At 70.0% G+C, this 12,078-nt stretch carries 15 protein-coding genes; 9 read left to right on the top strand and 6 right to left on the bottom strand.

Annotation, left to right across the window (positions count from 1 at the left end; genetic code table 11):
- Positions 1–2: 2 nt before the first annotated feature.
- Together AB0H57_RS14320 and AB0H57_RS14315 are read right to left on the bottom strand one after the other, a co-directional pair.
- Positions 3–1,259: a glycosyltransferase gene (locus AB0H57_RS14320; RefSeq protein WP_357506446.1), complete on the bottom strand. Its 1,257-nt coding sequence runs from the start codon at positions 1,257–1,259 to the stop codon at positions 3–5.
- Between the two features lie 22 nt (positions 1,260–1,281).
- Entirely contained in the window at positions 1,282–2,127 is an 846-nt protein-coding gene (locus tag AB0H57_RS14315) for a hypothetical protein (protein ID WP_357506306.1), read from the bottom strand.
- A 619-nt stretch (positions 2,128–2,746) separates the two neighbouring features.
- On the opposite strand from AB0H57_RS14315, the gene AB0H57_RS14310 reads away from it, so the two are divergent.
- From AB0H57_RS14310 to AB0H57_RS14295, 4 genes are all read left to right on the top strand, one after another.
- Positions 2,747–2,953 carry a hypothetical protein gene (locus AB0H57_RS14310; protein ID WP_357506304.1) on the top strand — a complete coding sequence of 69 codons (207 nt, stop codon included), beginning with the start codon at positions 2,747–2,749 and terminating at the stop codon, positions 2,951–2,953.
- The gene (locus AB0H57_RS14305; protein WP_357506302.1) at positions 2,950–3,930 is read left to right on the top strand and encodes a hypothetical protein; all 981 of its coding nucleotides are present in this window, start codon (positions 2,950–2,952) and stop codon (positions 3,928–3,930) included. The genes AB0H57_RS14310 and AB0H57_RS14305 overlap by 4 nt, the downstream gene beginning before the upstream one ends.
- Before the next feature lie 189 nt (positions 3,931–4,119).
- Positions 4,120–5,163 carry a hypothetical protein gene (locus tag AB0H57_RS14300; protein ID WP_357506299.1) on the top strand — a complete coding sequence of 348 codons (1,044 nt, stop codon included), beginning with the start codon at positions 4,120–4,122 and terminating at the stop codon, positions 5,161–5,163.
- Between the two features lie 142 nt (positions 5,164–5,305).
- Positions 5,306–5,539 (top strand): hypothetical protein, encoded by a 234-nt coding sequence (locus tag AB0H57_RS14295; protein WP_357506290.1) that lies wholly within the window; start codon positions 5,306–5,308, stop codon positions 5,537–5,539.
- 28 nt (positions 5,540–5,567) lie between these two features.
- On the opposite strand, the gene AB0H57_RS14290 is transcribed toward AB0H57_RS14295, so the two are convergent.
- On the bottom strand, positions 5,568–5,885 hold the full coding sequence (locus AB0H57_RS14290) for a hypothetical protein (RefSeq protein WP_357506288.1): 318 nt from the start codon (positions 5,883–5,885) through the stop codon (positions 5,568–5,570).
- Positions 5,885–6,160, bottom strand: coding sequence for a DivIVA domain-containing protein (locus AB0H57_RS14285; protein WP_357506286.1), 276 nt, complete (start codon positions 6,158–6,160; stop codon positions 5,885–5,887). The genes AB0H57_RS14290 and AB0H57_RS14285 overlap by 1 nt, the downstream gene beginning before the upstream one ends.
- A 315-nt stretch (positions 6,161–6,475) precedes the next feature.
- Between AB0H57_RS14285 and AB0H57_RS14280 the strand changes: the two genes are divergently transcribed.
- Both AB0H57_RS14280 and AB0H57_RS14275 read left to right on the top strand, forming a co-directional pair.
- The gene (locus AB0H57_RS14280) at positions 6,476–6,715 is read left to right on the top strand and encodes a winged helix-turn-helix domain-containing protein (protein ID WP_357506284.1); all 240 of its coding nucleotides are present in this window, start codon (positions 6,476–6,478) and stop codon (positions 6,713–6,715) included.
- A 63-nt stretch (positions 6,716–6,778) separates the two neighbouring features.
- Positions 6,779–7,711 (top strand): HNH endonuclease, encoded by a 933-nt coding sequence (locus tag AB0H57_RS14275; RefSeq protein WP_357506282.1) that lies wholly within the window; start codon positions 6,779–6,781, stop codon positions 7,709–7,711.
- A 72-nt stretch (positions 7,712–7,783) separates the two neighbouring features.
- Here the strand turns inward: AB0H57_RS14275 and AB0H57_RS14270 are convergent, their stop codons facing one another.
- Positions 7,784–8,014, bottom strand: coding sequence for a hypothetical protein (locus tag AB0H57_RS14270; RefSeq protein ID WP_357506280.1), 231 nt, complete (start codon positions 8,012–8,014; stop codon positions 7,784–7,786).
- A gap of 120 nt (positions 8,015–8,134) precedes the next feature.
- Between AB0H57_RS14270 and AB0H57_RS14265 the strand changes: the two genes are divergently transcribed.
- The 3 genes from AB0H57_RS14265 to AB0H57_RS14255 all read left to right on the top strand — a co-directional run bounded on the left by AB0H57_RS14265 (position 8,135) and on the right by AB0H57_RS14255 (position 10,706).
- Positions 8,135–8,428 (top strand): hypothetical protein, encoded by a 294-nt coding sequence (locus AB0H57_RS14265; RefSeq protein ID WP_357506278.1) that lies wholly within the window; start codon positions 8,135–8,137, stop codon positions 8,426–8,428.
- A gap of 2 nt (positions 8,429–8,430) precedes the next feature.
- A complete protein-coding gene (locus AB0H57_RS14260) occupies positions 8,431–9,663 on the top strand; it encodes a hypothetical protein (protein WP_357506276.1) in 1,233 nt (410 codons plus the stop codon).
- Positions 9,664–9,851: 188 nt separating this feature from the next.
- A complete protein-coding gene (locus AB0H57_RS14255; protein WP_357506274.1) occupies positions 9,852–10,706 on the top strand; it encodes a hypothetical protein in 855 nt (284 codons plus the stop codon).
- Positions 10,707–10,962: 256 nt separating this feature from the next.
- On the opposite strand, the gene AB0H57_RS14250 is transcribed toward AB0H57_RS14255, so the two are convergent.
- Entirely contained in the window at positions 10,963–12,024 is a 1,062-nt protein-coding gene (locus tag AB0H57_RS14250; protein WP_357506272.1) for a hypothetical protein, read from the bottom strand.
- Positions 12,025–12,078: the final 54 nt, after the last annotated feature.

Genomic DNA, 12,078 nt, shown 5'->3' with positions numbered 1-12,078 from the left:
GTTCATCGCACGGCACCGGCTCCACGCTGGTGCAACTCCTCGACGGCGTCGGCGATCCGCCCCGCCCCGTCCTCGGCGCCGATGCGGGACGACACCTGTCGCGCCCGGTCGCGGTACGCCGGCCGGGACACCATCGCCTCGATCGCGGCGGCGAGCCGGTCGGCGGTGAGGCGCCGCATCGGTATCGGCGCGGGGCCGGCTCCCATCGCGGCCACGCGCGCCGCCCAGAACGGCTGGTCGAGCAGGACGGGCACGGTCACCGCCGGTATCCCGGCCCGCAGACCGGCGGCGGTGGTGCCCGCACCGGCGTGGTGGACAACCCCGGCCAACCGCGGAAACAGCCAGTCGTGCGGAATCTCATCCACGCAGAAGATGTCGTCCTGGTCTCCCGGTGCCAGGCCGGCCCAGCCTGAGGCGACGATGCCGCGTACCCGAGCGCGCCGCAGGGCCGACACCACGAGTTCGCCGACCCGGGCGGTATCGGCCACCCGCATGCTGCCGAAGCCCACGAAGACCGGTGGGGCACCGGCATCGAGGAACTCGACCAGTCTCGCCGGGGGCCGCCATTGCCGCGGCCGGTGCGGCCACAGGTAGCCGACGACGTTGCGCCACGGCGGCCAGTCACCGGGCTGCGCGACGACCTGGCGGCTGAAGCCGTACGCCACCGGCCAGCGTTCGGCGTCCATCCGCCGGAACATCCGTCCGGCGCGCTCGGCAGGCAGGCCGAGGCTGGCCCGCAACTCGCGCACCACTGCGGCGAACGGCCACTGCCCCGCGCTGCGCAGCGCACCCGCCAACGCCCGATTGCCCCAGCCGCCGAATGACCTGCTGGTCAGTACACAGGGGGCGAACTCCCTGGTCGGATCCATCGGCTGCAGGAACACACCCATGCTGGGGATGCGCATGGCTTCCGCGACGTGGTAGCTCAGCCAGCCGAGCGTCGAGGTGAGGACGAGATCGGCGCCGTCCACGGCGGCGACGGTGGCCTCCGCCATCTGCCGCCACCGGCTCGCCCACAGCCGGACGCCGCGTCCCAGGGCAGCCGGGGACGCGCCGTCCGCTCGTTCGCCCGGTGGCGGGTGCAACGCCGCCCTGGGGTCGAAGGGCAACGCGGCGAAGGCCGCTCCGCTGCTCGACACCAGACCCGCGAAGCCCTCGTGGGCGGCGATCGTCACTCCGTGCCCTCGGTCCCGCAACGTCTGCGCCAGTCCTGTGTACGGAGCAACGTCACCATGACTGCCGACCGCGACGATCGCCACCTTCACCGCTGCCGTCTCCCTTCTACCTGTGAACCGTTCGGGCTTCCTTCGACAGGAAATCCGGCGTGCCGCCCGGCGACGTGACCCGCAGGGCGTCGGTGCCGGCGGCGTCGCCCCGCCCGCAGCGGCGGCAGGCACCACGCCGGCGCAGGTAGTAGGCGATCGTGGCGGCGCCGAGCGCCACACCCCAGACGAGGCACAGGATGCTCGGCGCGTTGAGGGCCCAGGTGTCCCGGCTGATCTCCATCCGGAAGTTCATCAAGCCGGCCGGGATGAGAACGACGGCCACGATCGAGGCGGGCACGACAGCGAGGGCAGGCGGGACGGGCCGGCCGGCCCGGAACCAGATCCAGCGGGGATACCTCTCCCCCCACCGGCTGACAAGACCGTGCGTGAGCACCCCACCCAGCATCGACGCGACCGCGCAGCCCAGTCCGACCTCGAGCATCCCCGGCGTGTCCTGCATCATCCGGAGGAAGTCGTCGGTGATGCCGAGCGGATAACCCAGATACCAGGCGATCCGCGTGGCCTCGTACGGCAGCGGCGCGAGGCAGGACACCACGACGGCCCAGCCGCCCCACCGGCGCAACCGCTCGTGGGAAACGCCTCCTCCCCCCGGCCCGTCGGCGCGACCGCAGTGGCCGCAGGAGGCCCGCCTGCGCCGTTGATAGGCGAGGGTCGCGGCTGCCCACAGGAGCCCGCCCACGAAGATGATGATCAGGTTCGCCCGGTGCCAGTACAGGATGTCGCCGAGTCCGTCCTGCTGCCCCGGCACCCCGGTGAACGCGAAGACCAGAAACAGCGGCGCGAACGCCACCAGAGCGAGCAGGAAGTAGTCGGGAACGACGAGCGTCAACACGGCCGCCATCGTCCATCCGAAGACCAGCAGAGCCCTGGCCGCTCTGCAGTTCCCGGCCAGCCGTGCCATCGCCACCCCGACCAGCGCACCCGTGAACCCCAGAACGGCCATGATCGGCGCTACGACCTCGGCTCGGCTGCCCTCCAGGACAGATCCCGACACCCGCGTCACCTCGACCGGTGCGAAGGGAAAGTTCGCGCCGCCCGTCGCCCAGTAGAGCCCGAGCAGGCCGTACGCCAGCGACCAGACGGCCGCGGCGTATCCCGACCACTGCGGCCAACGACCCATCCATCGATACACCCATTTCATCCATCCAGCGTCCGGAGCGCCGACCCGCGACGGCCATCCGCCCAATGGCAGATAGACCTCCTTCGCGAGCGGTCCGCTCCGCCGACCGGCCTAGCTTCAGCCCCGCCGGCCACCGGTGCCCTCCCCCCGGCGGGGGAACCCGCTTCTCCCTGCTGGGGAGGCAGCTCACCGTCGTTCTCCGCCACTGTCGAGGGCGCGATGCCAATCGGGGGCCGACGGGACCGGGGCGAACCTGCCCCTCCCGCCGGTCGGCAGACGTCGGCGATTCACCGGCGCACGAAGGGCGCTGCAGGCGCCCCGGCGAAAGGGCGACAACGAGATGTGGAGCATCGGAGACGAGGCGCTCGCCGGATGGCCTGGCGGGGCGCTCGCCGCGGTACGGGCTACGGCCGACGCGGTGGTGAGCCCGTACGCCCACCAGACGCGGGCGGCGCTGGCCGGGCTGCCGGACGGCCCGGCGCGGGACGCGTTGCGCGACCTGTGCGACCTGGTGCTGTCCGGCGGACGCGCGGCGCTCGCCGGATGAGCGGGGACGGGAAGCGGCGGTGGACGCCGGACCGGAGCGTGCCGCGCTCGATGGTGGCGCTGCGATACGGCCTGATCGCGGCGATCCTGCCGTACCTGGTGCTCAAGGTGCTCTGGGTGGCCGGGGTGATGGTCGGTGTTCCGGACTCGTCACCGGCGCATGACGGGTGGCAGGGGGCGAACCTGGCCACGCTCGCGCTGGACGTCGTCGCGGTCGGGCTCGCCCTGGCGTTCACGCAGCGCTGGGGTCGGCGGTTGCCCGCCTGGTCGGTGCTCGTACCGGCGTGGATCGGCACCGGCTTCCTCACCCCCGCCGCGGTGCAGGTTCCGGTCGGGTTCGTCTACTCCCTACTGACCACCGGCCAGCCGGTGCGCATGACGGACGGCCTGGTCGAGGACTGGACGTACACGGTGGTCTACTCGTCCTTCGCTCTCCAGGGCGTACTGCTCGCGGCGGCATTCGCCGGGTATGCCCGCAGCCGCTGGGGAGACCGGTACCGGTCCGCGGCCGACGGTGAGCCGAGGTCCACACACGGAGTGTCGATGGTCCTGGCGGTAACGGGTGCCGCGCTGGCGGCCGTCGTGGCCGGGTTGCGGTTGTCGGCTGCACTGGGTACGCCTGACGACTGGCGGGCCGACGGTTGGCCTGCCCTGGTCCGCCTCGGCGCCGGGGTGGAGGGCCTGCTGGCCTGCTGCGCCGGCGCCGGGATCCTCGCGCTGGCCGCGACCAGCCGCACCGGTCGGCGCCTACGACCGGGGATCGCGGTCCCGCTCGCCTTCGTCGGCTCCGGCACGATGACGGCGTACGGGTTGTTGCGGACCATGGCCGCTCTCGCCGCCCTGCCGTTGTCCGACCTCACCGGGCCGGTGCCCCGGCTGACGGAGTTCACCGCGGTCCTGGCGGGCGTGGTCGTCGGAATCACGGGCAGCTACCTGCTCGCCGAGGGGCACGCCCGGGCCGGTGTATTCCCTACGTAGTGGACGCCGGTTCGGAGAGCCTTCAAACGCCCGACCCTGGTTGCGGGTCGCTTCATGGCATCGAGTCGTGTCAATGACAAACTAACGTCGGTTACCGGACGCGCTCGGATGGTTCCGATCCGTCACGACGGCGGGCATGCTGTGCCTGGCGCTTCGAAGAGCGCCGATGTCATCTGTGGGAGGAGAAGAATGCATCTTCCGAACTTCCGGCGTGTGGCCACGGTAGCCACGTCTGTCGGACTTGCAACGGCGTTGGCCCTGTTGGGCGCCGCCCCCGCCCAGGCGGCACCAGCGGGCGCCGCCAACGACGTATCGGTCAGCACGGCGGCCGCGAGCGCGTCTGTCGCGGCGCGGAGCGGACTGCGGGTCGCCGACCAGGCCAGCAGCTACTGGACGCCGGAGCGACTGCGTACCGCCAAGTCGGCGGACGCGCTGGTGGAGAAGGCCGGGGCAACGTCCGGCGTGGGCTTGCGGGCTACCGGTGCGGCCCGGTCCACGCCGCCCGCCGCGCCCAAGGTGTCGGCCGCCCCCGGGGGCCGGGCCTCCGCCGCCGGCCCGATCACCACCCTGGTCAACGCCTCCACCACGGTGGGTAAGGTCTTTTTCTACAATCCAGCGGACGGCAAAAACTACGTCTGCTCGGCGGGCACGGTGAACAGCGGTTCCAAGTTGCTCGTGATGAGCGCCGGGCACTGTGTGCATGGCGGCAGGGGCGGCCAATGGATGCAGAACTGGATCTTCATCCCCTACTACAACTATGGTGCCGAACCGTACGGCCGATGGTCGGCAAAGTATCTGACCACGTTCAATGCCTGGATCAACGACAGCAACCTTGACCGGGACGTGGCCTACATCACCATGTGGCCGAATGGCTCGGGTCAGCGACCGGTGGACGTGGTCGGCGGAAATGGCCTCTCGGTGAATTACAGCTATGAGCAGGCGGTCACCATTCTGGCCTATCCGGCGGCGCCGCCGTACGACGGCGGGTGGCAGCAGTACTGCCAGGGCACCACGTACCGGCCGGGGATATGGCCGTTCCAGGAGAACAAGATCGCCCTCAACTGTGGCTTCACCGGCGGCTCCAGTGGCTCGGTCTGGCTGCGGCTCTACAACGGCTCCTTGGGCTACGTCAACGGGATCATGAGTACGTTGGGCAGCGGCGGGGTGAACAAGAGTTCGTACTTCGACACCGCCGTGATGGACGTCTTCAACTCGGTGGCGAATCGCACCTGATTCACCCCGACCGGGTGACGCCCGCCCCTGACCGTGATCCGGCGGATCCGGTCGGGGGCGGCGCGCGTCCAACAAGCAGACCGTCGCGCCCCACTGGGAGCGGTTGATCAGGCTGGACCGTGTCGATGGAGAGGGGCGAGACATGAAGTTGCGCTGGGTTGCGGCGGCTGGTGTGGCCGTCGCGGTCATCGTGGTGGCCGTCGCGGTCGGGGTGGTGACCGCACTCGGTTCCGCGCCGGAGGAGCAGTCGCCGGCCCCGTCGAGCACCGGCGCCGACCCGGGCACGACAAGCACCCGGCTGCCCGTTCCGGACGATTCGTACTGGGATCCGGCTCGGATGGCCAGCGCCCAGCCGGCCCCGATGCCCACCGACTGAATATCGGGTACGGTCCGACTCGGATCGATCATGGATAGGCCCGCCGCAAGCGCGGTTGGGCTGGTGCTGCCGGAGCGGATTCGGGCCGGAGATCGGCTTTCCGTACAGGGCGCGTGGCCGATGCCGAGGCGTGGTGGAGGCCGGCGAGTCGGACGTAGATCTCGCGTTTGGCGGTGGCGTCGCCACGGCGGTTGAGGACGTAGCCGGCCAGCCAGATCCAGCCGGGGTACGTCGGGTGGTCGTCGACGGAGACGACGCGGAAGGTGAGGGCGCGGTCGCCGGCGAACTGGACCGAGGCGCGGCCGTCGATGCGCAGCAGGTCCCCAGGGCTGGGTGGCCCCACCATTACCAGGGGCCCTCGTTGCGCCGGCATTCCCGGGCGTGCCTGGTCTGCCAGTCGCACAGCGCCCGCTTGAGCCGTTCGTTCTCGTCGCTGAGCAGGCGTACTTGCCGGCACAGGTCGGTCAGCTCGTCCGCGACTTGGGCCAGGAACTCGCGTACCTGATCGGGGTCGACGCCCCGGCGGCGTGGGTCGAAGGTGCGGGTCCGCACCTCATGCGGAGTCAACCGGGCCGGGTGGCCGGTCCCGTAGAGCCGGCCGGATCGATACACCTTGGCCACGACGGTCCTTTCCGGGGCAGGGGGCAGCGCGGAAGGTCGGTGCGGTGGGTCTGGAAGGGCGGGTCGTCCGCACGCCGGCCGCGGACGACCCGCCCGCTCCGCCGCCGCAGCCCGGGTTCAGCAGTACGACCGCGGAGCAGTCCGGTGGGCCGGGACGGGCACGCGCACCCGCCCCGACCTGGGGATGAGCCGAACTCGTTGCCACGCGAGGACCGGCTCGTGGTCAACCATATATGCCTAAGTTGCAAGAAGCAACGCTCGGTTGTCTGTCCAGTGCGTGTCGTGATCAAATTGGCGTGCCACGCGAGGAGTGCCATGCCACAGACACCGGACTACATCCGGATCTCGGACGAGATCATTAGCGATCTGCGCCAAGGGAAGGTGCAGCCGGGGGACAAGCTGCCCTCGATCGCAGAGATGGGCGACCGCTTCCAGGTCAGCTCATCCACCATCCAACTGGTCTACGTCCGCCTGGAAGCGCTACGGGTGATCCGCCGGCACCAGGGCAAGGGCATCTTCATCACCGACCCGAAGACCTGGATGCGGGAACCCTGACAACACGGCAATCAATCGTTCGGGCGATTGCTGCGAGATCAACTCTTCGGCACTCTGTCCAATGTGAAGGCATTCGTGGGCGTGACCGATGAGAGGTGGTATCGCTTCCTGGCCGCCCGACCGAGCCTCAATGAGGTCAACTTCTGGCGGCCGTCGGGGGGTGGCTTCCGGGCGCTCGTCGCAGGCGAACCGTTCTTCTTCAAGGCCCACTATCCCTTGAACCGGATGGTGGGCGGGGGATTCTTCAGTGGCTTCACCCAACTGAGGATCTCCGAGGCCTGGGAGTTGTTCGGTGAGGCGAACGGGGTGGCCAGTCTCGATGAGATGCGCCGGAGCGTCGGGCGATATCGCAAGCAACCGATCGGGATTGACGAGGACCCGACCATCGGATGCATCTTCGTCCGGGACACCATGTTCTTCCCGGACGAGTCGACGGCCGACCCACCTCCGATGTTTGCCCCGAATGTCGTCCAAGGCAAGACCTACGACCTGTCCGACCCGTCGATTGCGGACTACTTCAACCTGCTGATCCACCGCCTGCTCGGGACGGCGGTGGAACTGGACCCCAGCGAACCCTGGCATCGCCCGGGACCGGTCTACGGTGACCCGCGGCTGGTACCCCAGCGGCTCGGTCAGCAGTCCTTCAAGGCCGTGGTGCTCGGCGCGTACGGGCGTCGTTGCGCGATCACCGGGAATCGGGTCCAGCCGGTGCTCCAGGCGGCGCACATCCGCCCCCTGCCCAAGGGCGGCGAACACCGGATCGACAACGGCCTGCTTCTCAAGTCGGACGTACACATCCTCTACGACCGGGGCTATCTCGGCGTCGATCCGAAGCACCGCCTTCTGGTCAGCCCTCGCCTTCGCACCGAGTTCGGCAACGGCGAGCAGTTCTATGCCAAGGCAGGCGAACAGATAGCCCTCCCGGAGCGGCGACGTGATCGGCCCAGTGCCGAGTTCCTGGAGTGGCACCTCGATTCGGTCTTCAAGGCCGCGTGAAGCCCGTCGGCGGACCGACGCCGCCGCCGAGCACCCTCTTCAGGTCGGCGCGCTCCTGGTAGCGCGCCCCCGTCACCCCGAGCATTCTCGAAGCCTCCACTTGACCAACTGATCGTCCGCGAACAGGCACCGGTCGGCGGCGACTCCGGCGCGCCCGGCAGCGATCTCGTAGATCTCGCGGTCGGGCTTGGCCGCCCCCACCTGGGCGCCGCTGACGATGTGGTCCGCGAGATCGGCCCGGCCCACCGACTCAGGGTCTTCTTCCAGATCCAGGGTCGCGTTGGCCACCAGGCCGAGCGGCATGTGCGCTGACGGCGGGTCTGCCCGCGTTCGGAGGTCAGCCCAGTCGTTGTAGGCGGTGCTGACAAGTTCCCGACTCCATGGAGGTTCCTGTCCCGTCAACGGGGCGCTTAGAGTCTTCACGTGATCGACCGAAAACCCCCTGACTTCTGGCCTGCGGCAGCAGGTCAGGAAGCTGCGAAGGACCTGCAGGAGCAGGTCGAATCGGTCGATCACGTGCGCCTCAACTTCCGGGGCGAGTACAACCACACCTTCAAGAATCACGACGGCATCCTCGCCAGGACGATCACCAGGCTGCACCTCACAGACGAGGCGCTGACTTCGAGGCGCCCGCCGACGGCCACCAGCGGCCGGAGGGCGAGGCAACGAACAGAGCAGGCGGCGTCGCCGTTCGCCCTCCTGCACCTCAGGAGCTGACAATGGATAACGAGATTCAGCTGATCAGTGACGGCGACGGGCTGGCGGTGATTGGTGATGCGAGGGCTGTCGAACGCTTCCTCGTCTCCGAGGGACTGCCGTCGAAGGACCTCGGACTGCACCGGCTCGGATCCGTCCTCAACGCCGGGGCCACGGCAGCACAGGCAGGCTCCGAGATTGCCGCCCATTCGGGCCGTTGGGTAAAGCTGACCAAGGAGTCCGCACAGATCGTCCACAAACATGGCCTGATGCCCACTAAGACACCAGGCGTCAGCCACGCGATGGTGGGGCAGCGGGGCTCGATCAAGTCATGGCTCCAGATCGACAAGACGTCGGTGGTGGGCAACCCGGCGCTGCTGGCCGGCGCTGCCGGCATCATGGCTCAGCTCGCGATGCAGCAGAGCATGAAGGAGATCACCGACTATCTCGCCGCGATCGACGAGAAGGTCGACGATGTGCTCCGCGCCCAGAAGGACTTTGTGTTGGCCCGCATGATCGGCGTCGGCTTCGTCATCGAGGAAACCCTGACCATCCGCGAGGCGAGGGGCCGGGTCGACGAGATCACCTGGTCGAAGGTGCAGGCCGCACCGACGGCCATCGCAGAAACCCAGGCGTACGCGTTGCGCCAACTCGACGCGCTCGCGGAGAAGCTGGAGCGCAAGGCCACGATCGGCGATCTCGCCAAGGCGGCCAGGGAAGCAGAGTCGAAGGGACGCGAGTGGCTAGCTGTCCTGGCGCGCTGCTTCCAGCTCCAGGACGCGGTCGCCGTGCTCGAACTCGACCGGGTACTGGACGCGTCCCCAGAGGAGTTGGACGGGCACCGCCTCGGACTCAAGACTGCCCGGCAGAACCGGCTGGACCTCATCTCACGGTGCACCGAGCACCTGATGGCCCGCATGGATGCGGCCGCCGGCACGGCCAACACCAAGGTACTGCTGCATCCGATGGACTCCCCGGCTGTGGTGCAGTCGAGCAACCATGTCACGACCGCCGTGATCGACTTCCACGGGCGGCTCGGGATCGACAGCGATCGCCAGTCATCGGAGACGAGACGATGGGCGGACGCGGCCAAGGAAGTGCGGGACAAGGCGCTCGACACGGGAGCAGACGGCGTCGGTGCCGCGATGCGTCTCGGCAACGAGACCCTCGACCGGGCCAAGTGGGCGAGGGGCAAGCTCTCCAGCCGGATCGCCGAGCGAGCGCTCCGTCGGCGTGGGGACGACGAGGAAGACTGACCTGGCCCTGTCTTGGGGCCGGTCAGCGAGACCCTAACCGGGCCGCCAGTCCGCCGCCCGCTGGACCGCGCGACTTTCAGGGGTGCAACTGGTGACGGAGACAACGGGAAGTCGAACGTGGCCGAGGGGCCGGGCACGGTGTATGGAATTTCCGGGAGCCGTCGGGTTCCCCACAGCGTCGAAGCGGCATGACCAACATTCGAGGCAGGTGGGCAGCGCTCGTTCCGCTGCTCCTGCTCACCGCTTCCTGCGCCCAGCAGGCCGGACCCAGCGCCGCGGACGGTGCGGGCTCAACCTCCTACCCCGCCGACGTGCCGGTGGTCCGGATCGACTACACCGGTGGGTTCGTGCCGCCCGCCGTGGTGGCCACCCGACTTCCTGGGCTCAGCGTCTACGGTGACGGCCGGGTGATCAGCCAGGGGCCGGTCCCCGCGATCTATCCCGGCCCGGCCCTGCCCAACATCCAGGTCGGGAAGATCGGCGCCGCCGAGATTGCGAAGCTGGTCGAGCAGGCGCGCGCCGCCGGGGTGGGCACCGCCGTCGATCTGGGCACCCCAACGATGACCGACGTGACCACCACCCGATTCACCGTTCGGGGCCCGGTCGGCGTCGAGGAGGTGGAGGTGTACGCCCTCCACGAGGCGACCGGCCCCGAGGCCGGCCTGACCGCCGAGCAGCGGGCCGCCCGCGACAAGCTGCGCGCCTTCGCCGACAGCCTGACCAACCCGACGGGCGCCACGACCCAGCCGTACCAGCCGACCGCCGTCGCGGCCGTCGCCCAGCCGTGGGTGGCTAACGAGGAAGACCAGAAGCAGGCCGAGGTGGCCTGGCCCGGCCCGGCTCTGCCCGGCGCCAGCCTCGGTGACGGCCTCGGACTGGGCTGCGTGGCGGTCACCGGTTCGGCCGTGCAGCAGGTTCTCGACGCCGCCGCCAAGGCCAACACGGCGACCCCGTGGACCTCCGGCGGGAAGCGCTGGACAATCACCCTCCGGCCGCTGCTGCCGGACGAGACCGACTGCGCGAGCCTGTCCGCCGGCCGCTGACGTGAACCGGGCGGTCGGCCTGTTCGCGGGCCGACCGCAACGGACGGGGCGGGAACACGTGCGCCTGCCGGGCGTCAACGAGGGGGGCTCTGGACGGGCTCAAGCTCAGCGTCGCACTGTCGCATCGGCTGGCCGTGGCCATCCTGGCCACCCGCCTGGCGGACGTTCCGGCAGCGCAGGCGGTCCTCGCCGAACCAGTGTGGCTGGCGCACCTGCCTGCTGTGGAAGCCGGAGCGAGCGGTCCAGGAGCAGGCGATCAGGCGGCGGGGCCGACTGGCTTTGGGCCGGAGTCGCTGGCCGCCGCACCGGACGCCTCGGCCGCTCCGGCCTGCTCGGGTGGGGCGACCTGCTCGGCTGGCTCGGCCTGCTCGGCTGGCTCGGCCTGCTTGGCTGGCTCGGCCTGCTCGGATGAGTCGGCCTGCTCGGTCTGCTCAGCCGGCCTGGCCTGCTCGGGTGGCCGGACCGTGGATTCGTCAGGGCCGGGCCCGAACCGCAACAGAGGCCAGAAGGCGTCCTGGGCCCGGTGCCGCTGTTCCAGGAGTTTCCGGGCCCACTCCGCGGCGGTCTGCTGGTCCTCGCTCATCCGCCGTACCGCGCCCCGTAGGTGCTCCCTGATCTCCTGGTCGATGTCGTCGCAGTTCGGGCCGTCGGTCATCTCCTCCAGGATGGCCACCCAGCACCGGTTCAGCCGCTCGGCGTGCCGCGCCCGCCGCAGCTGCACGTCGTACTGGGCGTCGAGTTCGACCACCTGTGTCCAGTGCGGCTGGAGGGCTTCGCGCACCCGCTCGTCGAGGCGTACCCAGACGTCGGGCCGGCAGGTGATCACGGTGCCGCCGCGCGGGAAGCTCCACCGGCGATGCGCGATCGCCTCCTGCAACGCCACCTCCAGCTCGCCGGCTTGGTGCGGGGCGAGCTTGCGGGCCTCCCCGGCGGCGAGGCGGGTGAGGGTGAGCATCACCTGTCCACGGATCTGCTGGGCATGCCAGGCCAGCAGGTCGGGCCGCATGTCCGGCGCTGACCAGGTGAGGGTGGCGCGGACGGTGAAGTGGAAGACGTACCCCTGAGCGGGCACCATGATCTGCCCGGAGCCGTCCCGGTGCTCGGCGGTAATCGGGACACGTGGGGAAGGGGGTGGGCTGGCCGGTACGTCGGTGATCAGCTCCTGCCAGGCGGCCACCAGGTGCTCCCGGGCGGTCCGCCACTTTCGGCTGATTTTGCGGGCGAGCACTGCTCGGGCGTTCGGCGCTGCCGCCGGGTCCGCGTCCGCAGGGCGTGGACGGCCGTCGGACGGCGGCTCGGGGCCGGCGGTCTCGGGCATGGCACCCCCTCCCGTCGCCTGTCATGCCGGTGCAGGGCCCGGGATGCGAGGCGT

It is taken from the genome of Micromonospora sp. NPDC050686, assembly GCF_040654475.1.
Classification (GTDB): Bacteria; Actinomycetota; Actinomycetes; order Mycobacteriales; family Micromonosporaceae; genus Micromonospora.
The sequence above is the reverse complement of the archived record's forward strand: the minus strand, read 5'-3'. Positions and strand labels throughout refer to the sequence as shown.

What these genes read in the sequence shown, in the direction of transcription:
- AB0H57_RS14315 (WP_357506306.1), bottom strand. Translation starts at nt 2,127, where the DNA reads ATGGCGGCCGTGTTGACGCTCGTCGTTCCCGACTACTTCCTGCTCGCT.
- AB0H57_RS14310 (WP_357506304.1), top strand. Translation starts at nt 2,747, where the DNA reads ATGTGGAGCATCGGAGACGAGGCGCTCGCCGGATGGCCTGGCGGGGCG.
- AB0H57_RS14305 (WP_357506302.1), top strand. Translation starts at nt 2,950, where the DNA reads ATGAGCGGGGACGGGAAGCGGCGGTGGACGCCGGACCGGAGCGTGCCG.
- AB0H57_RS14300 (WP_357506299.1), top strand. Translation starts at nt 4,120, where the DNA reads ATGCATCTTCCGAACTTCCGGCGTGTGGCCACGGTAGCCACGTCTGTC.
- AB0H57_RS14295 (WP_357506290.1), top strand. Translation starts at nt 5,306, where the DNA reads ATGAAGTTGCGCTGGGTTGCGGCGGCTGGTGTGGCCGTCGCGGTCATC.
- AB0H57_RS14290 (WP_357506288.1), bottom strand. Translation starts at nt 5,885, where the DNA reads ATGGTGGGGCCACCCAGCCCTGGGGACCTGCTGCGCATCGACGGCCGC.
- AB0H57_RS14280 (WP_357506284.1), top strand. Translation starts at nt 6,476, where the DNA reads ATGCCACAGACACCGGACTACATCCGGATCTCGGACGAGATCATTAGC.
- AB0H57_RS14270 (WP_357506280.1), bottom strand. Translation starts at nt 8,014, where the DNA reads ATGCCGCTCGGCCTGGTGGCCAACGCGACCCTGGATCTGGAAGAAGAC.
- AB0H57_RS14260 (WP_357506276.1), top strand. Translation starts at nt 8,431, where the DNA reads ATGGATAACGAGATTCAGCTGATCAGTGACGGCGACGGGCTGGCGGTG.
- AB0H57_RS14255 (WP_357506274.1), top strand. Translation starts at nt 9,852, where the DNA reads ATGACCAACATTCGAGGCAGGTGGGCAGCGCTCGTTCCGCTGCTCCTG.
- AB0H57_RS14250 (WP_357506272.1), bottom strand. Translation starts at nt 12,024, where the DNA reads ATGCCCGAGACCGCCGGCCCCGAGCCGCCGTCCGACGGCCGTCCACGC.